Annotated in this window: 12 protein-coding genes; 8 read left to right on the top strand and 4 right to left on the bottom strand. The window is 58.7% G+C overall.

The window, feature by feature from the left end:
- The first annotated feature begins 47 nt into the window (after positions 1-47).
- Genes iolD through iolB form a run of 6 tightly spaced genes read left to right on the top strand, consistent with a single transcriptional unit; the run spans position 48 to position 7,032 of the window.
- Positions 48-1,910, top strand: a complete 1,863-nt coding sequence (iolD, locus tag DC3_RS09325) for a 3D-(3,5/4)-trihydroxycyclohexane-1,2-dione acylhydrolase (decyclizing) (RefSeq protein ID WP_146884089.1) — start codon at positions 48-50, stop codon at positions 1,908-1,910.
- A gap of 4 nt (positions 1,911-1,914) precedes the next feature.
- On the top strand, positions 1,915-3,396 hold the full coding sequence (locus DC3_RS09320; RefSeq protein ID WP_146884088.1) for a CoA-acylating methylmalonate-semialdehyde dehydrogenase: 1,482 nt from the start codon (positions 1,915-1,917) through the stop codon (positions 3,394-3,396).
- Position 3,397: 1 nt separating this feature from the next.
- On the top strand, positions 3,398-4,411 hold the full coding sequence (gene iolC / locus DC3_RS09315; protein WP_146884087.1) for a 5-dehydro-2-deoxygluconokinase: 1,014 nt from the start codon (positions 3,398-3,400) through the stop codon (positions 4,409-4,411).
- Positions 4,395-5,201 (top strand): class II fructose-bisphosphate aldolase, encoded by an 807-nt coding sequence (locus tag DC3_RS09310; protein WP_146884086.1) that lies wholly within the window; start codon positions 4,395-4,397, stop codon positions 5,199-5,201. Before iolC ends, DC3_RS09310 begins: the two co-directional genes overlap by 17 nt.
- Complete coding sequence (gene iolG / locus DC3_RS09305; RefSeq protein WP_146884085.1) at positions 5,198-6,217, top strand: inositol 2-dehydrogenase; 1,020 nt, start codon at positions 5,198-5,200, stop codon at positions 6,215-6,217. The genes DC3_RS09310 and iolG overlap by 4 nt, the downstream gene beginning before the upstream one ends.
- The gene (gene iolB / locus DC3_RS09300) at positions 6,214-7,032 is read left to right on the top strand and encodes a 5-deoxy-glucuronate isomerase (RefSeq protein WP_146884084.1); all 819 of its coding nucleotides are present in this window, start codon (positions 6,214-6,216) and stop codon (positions 7,030-7,032) included. The genes iolG and iolB overlap by 4 nt, the downstream gene beginning before the upstream one ends.
- Before the next feature lie 67 nt (positions 7,033-7,099).
- Here iolB and DC3_RS09295 read toward each other — a convergent pair whose 3' ends face one another.
- Complete coding sequence (locus DC3_RS09295) at positions 7,100-8,230, bottom strand: ROK family transcriptional regulator (protein WP_146884083.1); 1,131 nt, start codon at positions 8,228-8,230, stop codon at positions 7,100-7,102.
- 154 nt (positions 8,231-8,384) lie between these two features.
- Here DC3_RS09295 and DC3_RS09290 point away from each other — a divergent pair, with 154 nt between their 5' ends.
- Positions 8,385-10,853 carry a beta-glucosidase gene (locus tag DC3_RS09290; protein WP_146884082.1) on the top strand — a complete coding sequence of 823 codons (2,469 nt, stop codon included), beginning with the start codon at positions 8,385-8,387 and terminating at the stop codon, positions 10,851-10,853.
- Between the two features lie 92 nt (positions 10,854-10,945).
- Here DC3_RS09290 and DC3_RS09285 read toward each other — a convergent pair whose 3' ends face one another.
- From DC3_RS09285 to DC3_RS09275, 3 genes are all read right to left on the bottom strand, one after another.
- Entirely contained in the window at positions 10,946-11,680 is a 735-nt protein-coding gene (locus DC3_RS09285; RefSeq protein WP_146884081.1) for a tetratricopeptide repeat protein, read from the bottom strand.
- 75 nt (positions 11,681-11,755) lie between these two features.
- Positions 11,756-12,784 (bottom strand): aldo/keto reductase, encoded by a 1,029-nt coding sequence (locus DC3_RS09280; RefSeq protein ID WP_146884080.1) that lies wholly within the window; start codon positions 12,782-12,784, stop codon positions 11,756-11,758.
- A gap of 82 nt (positions 12,785-12,866) precedes the next feature.
- Positions 12,867-13,685: a MerR family transcriptional regulator gene (locus tag DC3_RS09275; RefSeq protein ID WP_186815935.1), complete on the bottom strand. Its 819-nt coding sequence runs from the start codon at positions 13,683-13,685 to the stop codon at positions 12,867-12,869.
- A 607-nt stretch (positions 13,686-14,292) separates the two neighbouring features.
- Between DC3_RS09275 and DC3_RS09270 the strand changes: the two genes are divergently transcribed.
- On the top strand, positions 14,293-15,285 hold the full coding sequence (locus DC3_RS09270) for a LacI family DNA-binding transcriptional regulator (RefSeq protein WP_146884078.1): 993 nt from the start codon (positions 14,293-14,295) through the stop codon (positions 15,283-15,285).
- Positions 15,286-15,322 lie beyond the last annotated feature (37 nt).

The raw sequence follows: 15,322 nt of genomic DNA, 5'->3' as shown, positions 1-15,322 counted from the left end.
AAGACCATGACAGAGACTTTTGAATCCATTTCAGGGCGGAGGCCACCATGCCCCGCATGACCGTTGCGCAGGCCATCGTTCGCTTTCTGGCCAACCAGTACAGCGAAAAAGATGGGCAGCAGGAACGCCTGATTGCCGGAGTGTGGGCGATTTTTGGGCACGGGAACGTGCACGGACTCGGGCAGGCCCTGGAGGAACTCGGGGATGAGGTGGGCCTCAGAACCCACCGGGGCCAGAACGAGCAGGCGATGGGCCATGCTGCCATTGCCTACGCAAAGCACAGGCTGCGCACCAGCACGATGGCTGTGACCACCAGCATCGGACCGGGGGCCACCAATCTGGTGACGGCTGCAGCCCTCGCCACCGTGAACCGCCTGCCCGTGCTGCTTCTCCCAGGAGACTACTTTTCCAGCCGCATTCCTGACCCGGTGCTGCAGCAACTCGAACACCCCACCGAGCATGACGTGAGCGTGAACGACGCCCTGCGCCCGGTGAGCCGCTTCTTTGCCCGGCCCCAGAACCCCCAGCAACTGCTGTCGATTCTTCCCGAGGCCATGCGGGTGCTGACCGACCCGGCAGAAACCGGAGCCGTGACCATTGCCCTGCCACAGGATCTGCAGTCCTGGTCCTGGGATTTCCCGGAAAGCTTTTTCGAGAAGCGGGTGTGGCGCATCCGCCGTGCCCAGCCGGACCTGATGGAGGTTGCAGAAGCGGCCAGAATCCTCGCTGGATCAAAAAAACCAGTGATTGTGTGTGGAGGAGGGGTCAAGTACAGCCAGGCCTGGCAGGAACTTGCGGACTTCAGTGAGAGTTTCGGCATTCCCGTGGTGGAAACCCAGGCTGGAAAAGGAGCCCTCAGCTGGAAACACCCTTATGTGACTGGAGCAGGAGGGGCCACTGGAACCTTCGCCTCCAACCGTGCTCTCTCTGAGGCAGATGTGATTCTGGCGGTTGGAACCCGCCTTGGAGATTTCATCACGGCCTCCAAGAGTGCCTTCAACAGTGAGGCGCAGATCATTGGCATCAACGTTTCCCCGATGGACGCCATCAAATTGCAGGGGCTCCCAGTGGTCGGAGATGCCAGGGTGACCCTGCAGGCCCTGCAGGGAGCCCTGGTCCACTGGAAAGGGAGCAGCCCGGAATGGAAAGCCCAGGTCTCGGAACTCAGGCACCAGTGGGACGATTACGTGGACAGGGCCACTTCTGCATCCGACAGTGAAACCCTCATTCAGGCCGAGGTGCTCGGGACCATCAACAAAACCCTTGGCGGCCAAGCCACGGTGATCAACGCAGCAGGAAGCATGCCCGGAGAGCTGCACAAGATCTGGCGTCCCGAAGACCCAAAAGCCTACCACCTGGAATACGGATTTTCCTGCATGGGTTACGAGATTCCAGCAGGAATCGGGGTCAAACTGGCAGAGCCTGAAAGGGAAGTGGTGGTGCTGGTCGGAGACGGCACTTACCTGATGATGAACAGTGAAATCGTCACCGCCTGCATGGAAGGTCTGCAACTGACCGTGGTGCTGCTCGACAACCACGGGTACCAGAGCATCCACGGGCTGCAAAAGAGCGTGGGGGTGCCCAGTTTCACCAATGAACTGAGACACCGGGATGAAACAGGCAGGCTCTCCGGTGACTTTGTAAAGGTCGATTACGTGAAGCATCTGGAGAGCATGGGGGCGAAATCCACCCGTGTCACCAGTCATGCCGAACTCACAGAGGCCCTGCTTGCCGCCAGAGCCCATCAGGGCGTGACCGCCATTGTGGCAGAGGTCGATCCCTACAAACGCCTTCCCGAGCATGACTCGTGGTGGGATGTGCCTCCAGCGGAGGTCAGTTCCAGACCTTCAGTGCAGGAAGCCCGCAAAAAGTACGAGCAGGACGTTCAGAAACAGCAGAAGAAGAGGTAACAAGATGACCCTGGTGAAAGACCGTGTGCGCAATTTCGTGAATGGACAGTGGGAGGATGCCTCCACCCAGCAGACCCTCCCCATATACAACCCCGCCACCGCCGAGGTGATCGGCCAGACCCCCGTGACCCCACAGGCTGAGGTGAACCGCATCGTGCAACACGCGGTGGACGCCTGGTGGGACTGGCGCTCCACTCCGGTGGTGGATCGGGTGCAACCCCTCTTCAAACTGAAATTCCTGCTTGAAGAGAACATTCAGGATCTGGCCCGCACCATCACCCTGGAGTGTGGCAAAACCCACGCAGAGGCGGTGGGGGAGATGCGGCGCGGCATCGAGAACGTGGAAACCGCCTGCGGCATGCCGACCATGATCCAGGGGTACAACAACGAGGACATTGCGCGCGGCATCGACGAGCACCTGTTCCGGCAGCCTCTGGGGGTGGTCACGGCCATCACGCCCTTCAATTTCCCGGGCATGATTCCCCTGTGGTTTTTGCCTTATGCGGTCGCCACTGGAAACTGCTTCATCCTGAAACCCAGCGAGAAAGTGCCCCTCACCAGCCAGAAGATCTTTGAACTGATTGAGAAAGCTGGATTTCCAGCAGGGGTCTTGCAACTCCTGAACGGCAGCAAGGAAACTGTGGATGCCCTGCTGGACCATGAAGACGTGCGGGCAGTGTCTTTCGTGGGGTCCACTCCGGTGGCGAAGTACATTTACAGCCGTGCCAGTGCCAACGGCAAACGTGCCCAGTGTCAGGGGGGAGCCAAAAACCCGGTGATCATCATGCCAGACGCCGACCCTGACATGACCACCCGCATCCTGGCAGACAGTGCCTTCGGGTGCGCAGGACAGCGCTGCCTCGCTGCCAGCATTGCCGTCACGGTGGGAGAGGCGTACCACACCTTCAAGCCCCTGATCACCGATGCTGCCGACTCCCGCAAACTGGGCTTTGGTTCAGATCAGGGGGTGGACATGGGGCCCGTGATCAGCAAGGAAAGCCAGGACCGCATCAAGGGCCTGCTGGACCGGGGCCTGAGTGCTGGTGCAGAGTGCCTGACCCGCGACCCTTACTCCACGGTGGAAGGCCATGAAAACGGGTACTTCATCCGGCCCACCGTGATTGAAAATGTCACTCCTGGCAGCGAACTGGCCGAAACCGAGATTTTTGGCCCGGTGCTCTCGGTGATGCGGGCCAGCACCCTGGAAGACGCCATTGATCTGGTGAACCGCTCCAGATACGGCAATCAGGCCTGCCTGTTCACCTCCTCCGGGGCCACCGCGCGGGCTTTCCGCCACCGGGCCAGGGCAGGGAACATCGGCATCAATGTGGGGATCGCTGCGCCAATGGCCTTTTTCCCGTTCAGTGGATGGAAGGACAGCTTCTTCGGGGACCTGCACGCCCAGGGGAAGCACGCCGTGGAGTTCTACACCGAAACCAAAGTGGTGGTGGAGCGCTGGCCCAAGGAATGGAGCCGGGTGTTCTGAGATGGACTTCGACCTGATCACCCTTGGACGGTCCAGCATCGACCTGTACTCGCTGGACCTCGGGGCACCTTTCATCGACATCACGAAGTTCGCCGCCTACGTGGGAGGAAGCCCTCTCAACATCGCGGTGGGAGCCCAGCGTCTGGGCCTGAAAACCGCCCTCCTGACCGCAGTTGGGCAGGACCAGGTGGGAGACTTCATCCTGAATTTTCTGCACAAAGAGGGAGTGGACACCCGGTACACCCCCATCAAACCTGGCACCCGATCCAGTGCAGTGGTGCTCGGAATCGAGCAGGACCGTTTCCCGCTGGTGTATTACCGGGACAACGCTTCCGACAAGCAGATCAGCATTGATGATGTCCTGAAACTGCCGTGGGGAAAGTTCACAGCGCTGGAACTCTCCGGGACAGGACTTGCGGTAGAACCCTCCAGAAGTGCCCATTTCTTCGCTGTGGAGCAGGCCAGAAAGCACGGAACCCATGTTTATCTGGACCTGGATTTCCGGGCGGACCAGTGGCATGACCCCCGGGCTTTCGGGCTCACGGTGCGGGCACTTTTGCCGAATGTGGATGTGGCGATTGGCACCGAAGAGGAAATCAATGCGGCCATGCTGCAACACCCTGCAGACATCGTGATCCGGGACCAGCAGATCTCTGCCCCCGAAATCCGTGGGAACATTGCGGAGAACATTGAGGTCCTGCTGAAACTCGTTCCGGTGGTGGTGGTGAAACGTGGTGCAACAGGCTGTGTGATCCACCAGAGGGGCCAGCTTCCCCTTTCCGTTCCTGGCTTTCAGGTGGAGGTGCAAAACGTGCTGGGTGCAGGAGACGCCTTTGCCGGTGGCCTGATCTATGGCCGGGTGAAGGGATTTGACTGGTACACCTCCGCCCGCATCGGGAACGCCTGCGGTGCTCTGGTGGTGACCCGCCACGGGTGCGCCAACTTCAATCCCACCTGGGAAGAAGTGCAGGACCTTGCAGAACGCCAGGGAGGCCTCCATGCCGTTTGTTCCTGATGGTCGCGAGGTGTACCGGCAGGCTTTTGAGCGCCATGAACTCATCCCTGCCTTCAACGTGTGCAGCATTGAGATGGTTCGCGGGTGCATCGAGGCCGCAGAGGAAACCAAAGCCACCATCATCCTGCAAGCCTACCCCACGGATCTGGAGCAGTTCCCGGCAGAGCACTTCCAGAAACTCGTGGAGAGCATGGCCTGGGATTCGAGTGCCACCGTCCTCACCCACCTGGACCACGGAAAAAGTGTGGAAATGGTGCTGGAATGCCTGCGTGCAGGATTTTCCAGCGTGATGTTCGATGGGGAGGCCTTGCAGTTCGAAGACACCCTGGAAGCTTCCCAGTACCTGCACCGCATCACTTCCCAGATGGGGGCCGCTCTGGAAGTCAGTGCTGAAAGCTTCAACCAGGGTTTCAGTGTCAAAACCACCCCCGAGCGGGCCTTGCAGCTCAAACACGCTGGAGCAGACACCCTTGCGGTCAGTGTGGGCAGTGAGCACGGGCAGGCCTCAAAACTGGACCTGCAACTGCTTTCCGAGATCCAGAGCCGGGTGAACCTCCCCCTGGTCCTGCACGGTGGAAGTGGGGTCAGCCCCGATGATCTGGCTGCAGCCCGCAACCTCGGGGTGGTCAAGATCAACATTGGTTCCAGCCTGTACCGTGCCCTCAGAGGGGTGTGGGACAGCCACAGGGATCACCCAAACCACAGAAATGTCTACGCCACTGCGAGGGAGGCCATCCGCAGTGTCGCAAAAGAAAAAATTCAGGTGGCCCGACTGGAGAAAACCCGATGAAGACCATCAATGTCGCCCTGCTCGGCGCAGGCCGCATGGGCAGTGAACACGCCCTCAACATGCGCTCTTTCCCTGGTGTGCAGACCCTGGTGGTCGCTGCCCCCCACACCCCCTCTGCCGAGAAGGTGGCGGATCTGGTTGGGGCAAAACATGTGCTGTCATCCCCTGAGGAAGCCATTGAGCGCCAGGATGTGGACGCCGTGGTGATCGTGACCCCCACCAGCACCCACGCCCGTCTGATCGAACATGCTGCCCGCAGTGGCAAGGCCATCTTCTGCGAGAAGCCTGTCGCCCTCGACCTCACCGAAACCGCCCGGGTGCTCAGGGTGGTGGAGGAAAAAGGGGTGCTTTTCCAGATTGGCTTCCAGCGCCGCTTTGACGTGGGATTCATGGCAGCCCGTGAAGCCATCCAGCAGGGAACACTTGGAGATCTGGAGCAGTTCCGTGCCGTGGGCCGTGACCCTGCCCCACCCCCCATCGAGTACCTGAAGGTCTCGGGCGGCATTTTTCTGGACCAGGCCATCCATGATTTCGATGCGGCCCGCTTTCTGGTCGGAGAGGTGGAGGAGGTGCTGGCCTGGGGTGCCGTGCGCGTGAACCCTGAAATTGGTGCGCTGGGAGACGCGGACACCGTGACCACCCTGCTCAAATTCAAGAACGGAACCCTCGGGGTGATCGAGAACTCCAGACGCGCCGTGTACGGCTACGACATCCGCACCGAAGTGTTTGGATCTCAGGGCAAATACGTGATTGAAGCCCTCCCCAAAACGCCTGTGCAGCACTACGGAACGCACGGCATCCACATGGACCACTACCACTTCTTCATGGACCGCTTCGCTCCTGCCTACCGTGCAGAACTTGCTGCCTTCTTCCGGGTGATGCAGGGCAGCAGTGAAACCCTCCCTGGAACGTTTGATGCGCTGGAGTCCCTGAAGGTGGGAATTGCCGCGACCCGCAGTTACCGTGAAAACCGCCCGGTCAAGATCATGGAGATTCAGGAGGGGGTCCCGGCATGAAACTGCACCTTCCCTCTTCCACAGAGGGAACCCACGTCACCCCGCAGAGTGCAGGCTGGAAATACCTGGAATTCCACACGGTCAAACTGCAGCCTGAAGAAAACTGGACCTGTGACACCGGAGGCCAGGAACTTGCCCTCGTTCCACTGTCAGGTGCATTGCAGGTGAATTGCACGCTGGGGGAATTCACCCTCAAAAGAGCCAGTGTTTTCGCCGAGGTGCCCCATGTGCTTTACCTCCCTCCAGCACAGCACCTAGAGGTGCAAGCACTGGAAACGGCTGAATTTGCCATTGGGCTCGCACCAGCAGAAGGCCACCACCCTGCAAGGTTGATCCAGCCTGAGGAAATCCGGGTGGAGATTCGCGGAGGGGCCAATGCCACCCGCAAAATTGCCCACATCCTCGGGGAGGACCTCCCGGCAGAAAGGCTCGTCCTCTTCGAGGTGTACACCCCGAGCGGCAACTGGAGCAGCTGGCCCCCCCACAGGCACGACCACGCCCTGGACAGCCCATATCTGGAGGAGGTCTACTATTACCGCATCGAACCGCAAGACGGTTACGCCATCCAGCGGGTCTACACCGATGATGGCTCACTGGACGAGGTGATGCTGGTGCGCCACGACGACACCGTGCTGGTGCCCAGAGGATACCATCCGGTGGTTGCCCCCCCTGGCAACTGGGCCTACTACCTGAATTATCTGGCTGGAGAATCCCGCGCCAGCAGTCAGGCGGTGGATGATCCCACCCTCAAGTGGATGCGCCAGGACTGGGAAGGGGAGAGCACCCAGCCCGACATCTTCAGGGACATGCCCTGAGATGGGTGGTGCCTCCATCCCTGGAAAACCTCCGGGGATGGAGGCACAAGGGGTTTGAGGCTGGGCATCACAGGGGTTCTGGGCGGGTCACAGGCCCTTCAGCCAGACCCAGCCGCACCCTTTCCAGCCACGCTGCGCCGTAGGCTCCGGCACTGTCCAGCCCTCCATAAGGTCCCAGAGGGCTGATGATCACTTTTGTGGGCAGGTCCAGGTCTGTCAGTGCCCGCCTCACTTCTTCGAGCAGGGGTCCGGCGGCATGGGGCAGGTCCTGCAGCACCATCACCGTGGGGTCCAGCACGGCGGCCACAGCGGTCAGGTGGTTGGCAAGGTCCTGATTGAAGCGTTTCAGGGCCCTCAATGCGGCTTTGTTTCCTTCTGCGGCCAGAGCGGCCACCTGGGAGGTGTTGCTGTGGGGCAGGACGCTGTGCAGGTGTTTCAGCAGCTTTCGGGCCAGGATGTCATGGCGGCCCCGTTTTTCAGGGTCAGCAGCATAGGACACCTCTCCAGCAGCACCTGTGGAGCCGTAATAGATCTGGCCTCCGAGCACCATGCCCAGCCCGATGCCTGCACTGAAATTCAGGAACACCAGGGGATCATCTTTTGAGAGTTTCAGGGTGTGCCACATCTGCCATGCCGACAGGTTCGCGTCGTTTTCCACCAGCACAGGCCAGCCGAGCCGCTGTGACAGTTCGTGTTCCAGCGGGTGGTCTTTCAGGTTCAAAGGGTAACTGTGAATCCTGCGGGTTCGGGGATGAACTGCGCCCAGCACACTGATCACCGAAAGCTGGGCAGGTCCCTGGTCGGCAAGCCACTGGTACAGCCGGTCCACATTCTTTTCTGGGCTCTGATCGTACAGGGTGAAAGGTGATCCATGTGCCCTGGGAGCATCTGTGAAAAGGCGCTGCCCGAGCAGGTTGTAGCGCCCGGCGATCACCTCGGGGGTGCCCAGGTCGATGGTGGTGATGGTGTGGGCGTCCAGCCTGAGCCTGACCTTCGCTGCAGGTCGGCCCCGTCCAGTTGGGGGAGGGGTATCGTCGAGGGCAACCAGGCCCGTTTCGATCAATTCATCTGTCGCTGCAATGACCGAGACCACACTGAGACCTGTGCGCTGGGCCAGTTCTGGCCGGGTGGCAGACCCCTGTTTGAGGGCGTCAAAAACCCGTTCTCTGGCAGATCTGGTTTCTGGTGGGGTGGTCATGGCCTTCCTTTCAGGATGGGGGAGGTCTCGCAGCTTTCTCAGGAATTCTAGATGGATTTCATGCCCTTGACAATCTCACCCTATTTTACTAGGCTTGATTTAATAAATCTACCTTTAAAAAATAGCCCTGTCCCCTGACCCCTGTGAGGCACCCATGACCCAGACGAGAACCGTTGAAACCCTCCTCGAACAACTCACCCTTGAAGAACAGGTGTCGCTGCTCTCCGGTGCCGACTTCTGGCGCACTGTCGCTGTAGAGCGCCTGAACATCCCTCAACTCAAAGTCAGTGACGGACCTGCAGGAGTCCGGGGTGGTGGCCCCCTGGTGGGCGGCAAGAAAACCGCCGCATTCCCTGTTGGGATCGCACTTGGGTCCACCTGGAACGTGGAATTGCTGCGTGAAATCGGGCAGCACCTTGCTCGAGAAGCAAAAGACAAAGGCGCTGCGGTGCTGCTTGCCCCCACCATGAACCTGTTCCGCAGCACCCTCAACGGGCGCAACTTCGAGAGCTACTCCGAAGACCCCTTCCTGACCGGGAAACTCGGGGTGGCCTACGTGCAGGGGCTGCAGGAACGGGGTGTGGCAGCCACCGTCAAACACTTTGTGGGCAACGAATCTGAGTACCAGCGCAACACCATCTCCAGTGACATCCCTGAGCGTGCCCTCCGGGAACTGTATCTGGTCCCTTTCGAAATGACCGTCAAGGAGGGCAAGACCCTTGCGGTGATGAGTGCCTACAACAAACTGAACGGTATTTTTGCCAGCGAAAACAAACGCCTGCTGACCGACATCCTGAGAACAGAATGGGGTTTTAACGGTCTGGTGATGAGCGACTGGTTCGGCAGCCACAGTGCGGGTGAGTCGGTTCGTGCAGGGCTCGACCTGGAGATGCCCGGACCTGCCCGTGCTCGTGCCAGTCTGCTGGAAGAAGCCCAGAACGATGAAGCCACCAGAGAGGCCGTCAAAACAGCAGCCCGCAATGTCCTGAACCTGCTTGTCCGCACAGGCGTGCTGGACAGCCCTCTGGATGTCAGGGATGAAAACGAACGGGATGAAGAATACGCAGACACCCGTGAACTCATTCGCCGTGCAGGGGCAGAAAGCATTGTGCTGCTCAAAAACGAGGGTGACCTGCTGCCTTTTCCCGCAGGGGCAAAAGTTGCAGTGATCGGACCCAACGGGGCAAAAGGTCAGGTGATGGGCGGAGGCAGTGCCCAGATGAATGCCCACCGTCAGGTTTCTCCCCTTGAAGGCCTGCAGGCTGCACTTGCAGAAGAACAGGTCACGTACCACATTGGCTGCTACAACGACAAATTCCTGCCCATCTTTGCGGGTGGCTTCAACATTGAATACAGGGCACTCGGCGGAGAAGAGGTGCTTGCCCGTGAACACCGTCCGCTGGGGGAAATCATGTGGTTTGAGCTGCCTGCTGGAATCCCCAGGGCGTTCCAGGCGACCCTCACCACCACCCTGAACATCACCGAAGCAGGCACCTATGAACTGAGCCTCGCCAGTGCCGGCCTCACCCGACTGCATGTGAACGGTGAAGCTGTGGTCAACAACTGGGAAGACTTCCGTCAGGGAGACACCTACTTCGGCTTTGGCAGCGATGAGGTGCGTGGCGAAATCCACCTGACCGAAGGGGAGCATCAGGTCCTCATTGAGTACCGCACCGCTGATGTGCCCCACGGTTTTGGAATGAGCGCCGTGCGTTTTGGCTTCCGCAAACCCCTTCCGGAAACCAGCGTTCAGGAAGCCGCACAACTTGCCTCAGAGGCCGACTACGCCGTGGTCTGCATTGGCACCAACGGCGAGTGGGAAACCGAAGGGGTGGACCGCTGGGGCCTGGAACTCCCCGGACGCCAGGACGAACTGGTCCGGGAAGTGGCAAAAGCCAACCCCAACACCATCGTGGTGCTGCAGACCGGAGGCCCTGTTCTGATGCCCTGGCTCGCTGACGTTCCTGCGGTCCTGCAGGCGTGGTTTCCCGGCCAGGAAGCAGGCTTTGCCATCACCGACGTGCTGCTCGGTCAGGCAGAGCCTGGAGGACGCCTCCCCCAGACGTTCCCTGCCCGCCTTGAAGACGATCCCACCCATCCTGAAACCCCGGACCTCCAGTACCCCGGAGAGAACGGCCATGTGGAGTATCAGGAAGGCCTGTTCATCGGGTACCGCCATGTGGACCGTCACAGCCTGACCCCACTTTTTCCCTTCGGGCATGGACTCAGTTACACCACCTTTGAAATTGGCTCTGTACAGGTGAGCACGGAAGAAGTGCAGCCTGGAGAAACTGTCAACGTCACTGTGGAGGTCAGAAACACCGGTCAGCGCAGAGGCCAGACGGTCCTGCAACTGTACGTGCATGATGTGGAGACCTCGCTGGAACGTCCAGAAAAAGAACTTAAAGCCTTTCAGAAGGTCACGCTGGATGCAGGTGAATCCCAGACCGTGACCCTGCCCATCGACATGCGTTCCTTTGCTTACTTCGATGACACCCGCGATGCCTGGGTTGCAGATGCAGGTGAATTCCACCTCCTGATCGGCCAGAGCAGTGCAAACCTCACAGTCCAGCTCAGTGTGACGCTGGCCTCCGAGTGGGTTCAGTCTGTGCGGAACGCTTAAACACACCTTCCACGTTCTGCCTGAATGGCAGGCTTCCTCTTCCTCACCCCTGCAAGGCATCTTGCAGGGGTTGGTGCTGGTTTGCTCCAGAATCACTTCAGGCTTTGCAGCAGGGTCTGGGCGGTTTTCTGGCTGGCTTCCTCGTAAACACTCTCGGGCCTGAGCTTTGCCACCTGTTGCAGTTCTGCTTTAGCCTGCACCTGGTATTTTTTGGTCAGGCGTTTGTTTTTCTGGGCCAGCATCAACAGAACACTTGCATGGTTCAGTCGCATGGAAATGCTTGTGGGGGCCAGATCCACTGCTTTTTGTGAAGCAGAGAGGGCTTCCTGTTCACTGGCCCCGAGGGCGGTGCTGGCGATGAGTCCAGCCATGGACCCTGTGGCATGCCAGACGCCCAGCATGCTGTGGGCCTGGGCAAGGTTGGGATCGAGTTCCAGGGCCTTCAGCAGCAGGCGCTTCACCTCTCTGGCTCCACCGAGTTGATCCAGCAGGCCGCCCTGCAACAACTGGGTGCCCTTGATCCCTGAAAGCTGGTAATAGGCCAGGGCAGAATTCGGATTCATGTCCAGTGCTTTTGCAATGTAAGCCTCTGCCTGTTCCAGGTGCGGGCCGGACTGCTCTGGGTCCAGTTTCTTGAACGTCACTTCGGTAAGCAAAGAACGGGCTGCCAGGGTGTACCCTTCGGCAGATTTCAGGTTCAGTGCGAGTTTGAGGGCTTGATCGGTCTTGCCCTGGTTGTAGGCCGAGAGGGCATCCTGATAGGGGGTGGCAACAGCAGCGGAAAGTGAAAAAACGCCAGTCAAAAACACATGAGGGATGATTTTCATTTCGGCTCTCATTGTGCAGAGCTTCTGTGAGTTCATCCCTCTGATCTGGTAAGAAAGGTTACACTTTTTAAATCTTCAGCTCAGAAATGACCTGACGGATGCAAATTCACTGGGCCACGGTTCTGATGCCCCTTCCAGAATGTGCTGAATCTCCTTCATCTGCTGCGCTGTGAGGGGACCAAACTCCAGCGCACGGGCATTTTCGATGGCCTGTGCCACCGTGCGGAACCCTGGAATGGGGAGGGTGGCAGGACTTCTGGCCCACAACCATGCCAGTGCCCCCTGGGAGAGGGTGCGGCCACCGGAGGTGAGGATGTCCCGCACATCTGCAAGGCGTTTCAACCATTCAGGGTTGGGCTGCCCGTCCTTGAAGTAATGCATCCAGGGGTGGTTTCTGGACCTGAGGTCGGTGGCAGGAAAATGTGCTCCAGAATTGTATTTTCCCGTCAGCAGCCCCATTGCGAGAGGGCCTCTGTTCAGGCTGGACAGGTTTTCCGTTTCACAAAGGGCAAGCATCTCCGGGTTGTCCTCAAAGAGGTTGAGCTGGTGCTGGATGGCAGTGCAGTGCTTTCCCCCTGCGAAAGCCTGAGCACGGGTCAGATCATCGGTGCTCCAGCCGTAAGAGCGGATTTTTCCTTCATGAACCAGCGTTTCCAGAACTTCCAGCACATCATCCACCTGATCTGCCGGGTGGTCCCCCACATGAAAGAAGAACAGGTCAATGTAATCTGTGCCCAGTCGCCTGAGGCTCGCCTCGCAGGATGCCCGGATGGCCTCTGGATAGACTTCCAGACCATCCACCAGTTTCTGGTCCTCAAGCACCCGGTAACCAAACTTGGTAGAGATCACCACCCTGTCCCGCCGGCCTTTGATCGCCTGCCCAATCAGCTTCTCGCTGTGTCCTGCGCCATAGTTTGCTGCAGTGTCAAGCAGGGTGACCCCGTGGTCCATTCCTGCCTGGATGGCTTTCAGGGATTCCTGATCGTCTGTGGGACCATACCCCCACTCCTCCTGCCCGCCTTTGAAGGGGCCACCAATGGCCCATCCGCCCAGACCCAGTGCGCTCACCTGAATGCCACTTCTTCCCAGCTGTCTTGTGAACATGAAAACCTCCTTCCACCTGATGTTGCAGATCAGGCGGTGCAGTGTGTGAATGCGTGTGGTGTGAAAACTGACGTGAAGCGTTCTAACGGATCAGCCAGGCAATTTCGGTGCGGTAATCTGCCGCATTTTCGGTGTTGCCCTGTTCGAACAGGTAGACCTCGTAAGGGGGACCCACCGTTTCATGCCCGTGGGTCCGAATCCAGTTCCAGACCGCTTCGTATGCGCCTTGCATGCCAAAGTCTCCACCACATTCCCCGGCGTGCAGGGTGTAGGCGGCTGTACCTCCAGGCAGGGTCTGCACGTCCAGACCTTCAGGCAGCAGCATGGGGCCATCCACCGTGAAGGGCTGACAGACCTCCACATCCCACATGTCTTCCGGTCCCGAGTCGTGGTAGCGCACGATGCTGGCCCCGGCAGCATGGGCATCTGCAGCTTTCAGGGCCTGCATCAACTCGGCGTGGGTGGCATCAATGAAAGCGCAGGAATGCTCAGGTGCACATCTGGCCCGTTTGGAGATGCAGCGCTGGGGAAGCACACTTTTGGTGCTGACCGGGTACAGGCTCTGTTCGGTCTGCATGAAGGCATGCAGGTCTTTGAGCAGGTTCTGGATGTGCTCCTGCTGGGCCTGAAGTTTGCGCTGCTGTTCCTGCAGCAGGCTGGACAGCTCAGGAGCATGCCAGGACCTGAGGGCCTCTCTGATCTCCTCCAAAGGCATGTTGAAATCCCTGAGGCGCGAAATGCGCCGCGCTTCTTCCAGCTGGCTCAGGCTGTAGTAGTGGTAACCACTGCCAGGATCGGTGTGGACGGGTCTCAGGAGGCCCATTTCGGCATAGATGCGCAGGGCCTTGCGGGTCAGGCGGGCAATCTGGGCAAAGCGCCCACTGGGGATCAGGTCACGCATGCTCTTGCTTCTCCTGAAAGCATGGTAATCCTGGCCCCGGGGGCCAGCACAAGAGCACAGGCACCACACAGAGGGACAAAGAAGAAATCCACCCTGCCCAGGTGGATTTCGGAAGAAAGGAAATGGAATGGATCGAAAGGGGTGTATGGCTCTGCAGTCCCTGACCAGCAAAAAGCTCTGGGGATGCATGATGGATTGTTGGGTCAGGGGTCCAGACCCAGGCAAAATTCAACCTTCCAGTGCTGAGCAAAATGCATTCGGAATGCTGGTCGTCTGATTTCACCTGGGTGCCATCAGTATGCACCTCACCGCTCTGCTTGTCAACAGATTACTTGAAGCAGTTCAATTTTCAATGGTTTTTGAGCTCAGAATCATCAGTCCTGTATCTTTATCTTCTGCAATCGCAAGAACATGCAGCAGATTTCTTTGTTTGTTACCCTTTCAAACAATGATCAGAACAGCATATTTTGTGAATCTGGCATGAGAGTTCACAGACAAAATTGAATTCAGTTGATACTTAAACTGCTTCAAAAAAAGGGATTGACAATTTGGGCTTGTGGGCACATACTGAAACCCAGAAAACAAACCGAGACCGAATGGATTCCCCATGACCAGGCCCACCATCTATGACGTGGCTCAACAGGCTGGGGTCAGTGCTGCCACTGTCTCCAATGTCATCAACACGCCCACCAAAGTGAACGAGAACACCCGCAAGCGGGTGATGGAGGCCATCGACCAGTTGCACTACACGCCGCTAGACAGCCACACCCGCAGCCGCAAAAGTTACAACAGCATTGGCGTGGTCGGGATGTTCACCACCTATGCCTCTTTCTACACACGCCTTGCCGGAGTGCTCGATGTGCTCAGGCAGCACCACTTCAAGACCGTGCTGTACGACCAGAAGGACCCCCAGCGGGAAGGGGAGCACCTCGCAAAACTTCCGATCACCGGACACCTCGATGGCCTGATCGTGATGTCCCTCCCACTGAGTCAACAGGTCGCAGACCGTTTAAAAGACCGCCACCTGCACACCATCCTGCTCGAGACCCACCACCCGGATTTCTGCAGTGTGGAGGTGGACAACGAAAAAGCAGGATGGCTGGCCGCAGAACACCTGCTCTCAAAAGGCCGCAGAAGACTGGCCTTTCTGGGGGAGCAGCAATTTGCAGAATCCAACATCATTCTCAGCAGCCAGCGACTGAAAGGCTACCGTGAGGCATTGGAAGCGGCAGGCATTGGACTTCCTGAAAAGTACATCTCACTTGGACAGTTCGGGGTTCGTGAGGCCATGAAACAGGCTTTTGAACTGCTTCAATTGCCTGAGGCTCCAGATGCCATCTTCTGCTACAGCGACCACCAGGCCGCAGGTGTCCTGAAAGCCGCAAAAGCCCTGGGCGTGAAAGTCCCAGAGGACCTCGCAGTGATCGGCTTCGATGACATGGAATTTGCAGATTTTCTGGGCCTCACCACCATCAGTCAATCCCTCTACGACTCCGGACAGGTGGCTGCAAAACTCCTGCTGGACCGCATCGAGCACCCCAATCTTCCCGTGCAGCAGGTGACTTTGCCCATCCGGCTCATTGAGCGCAGCACCACCTGAAAACCCCCAATCACCAATGTTCTTTTTCTTATGGAGG

It is taken from the genome of Deinococcus cellulosilyticus NBRC 106333 = KACC 11606 (assembly GCF_007990775.1).
Taxonomy (GTDB): domain Bacteria; phylum Deinococcota; class Deinococci; order Deinococcales; family Deinococcaceae; genus Deinococcus_C; species Deinococcus_C cellulosilyticus.
Note: the sequence above shows the minus strand (reverse complement) of the source record. Positions and strands in the feature narration are given on the sequence as shown.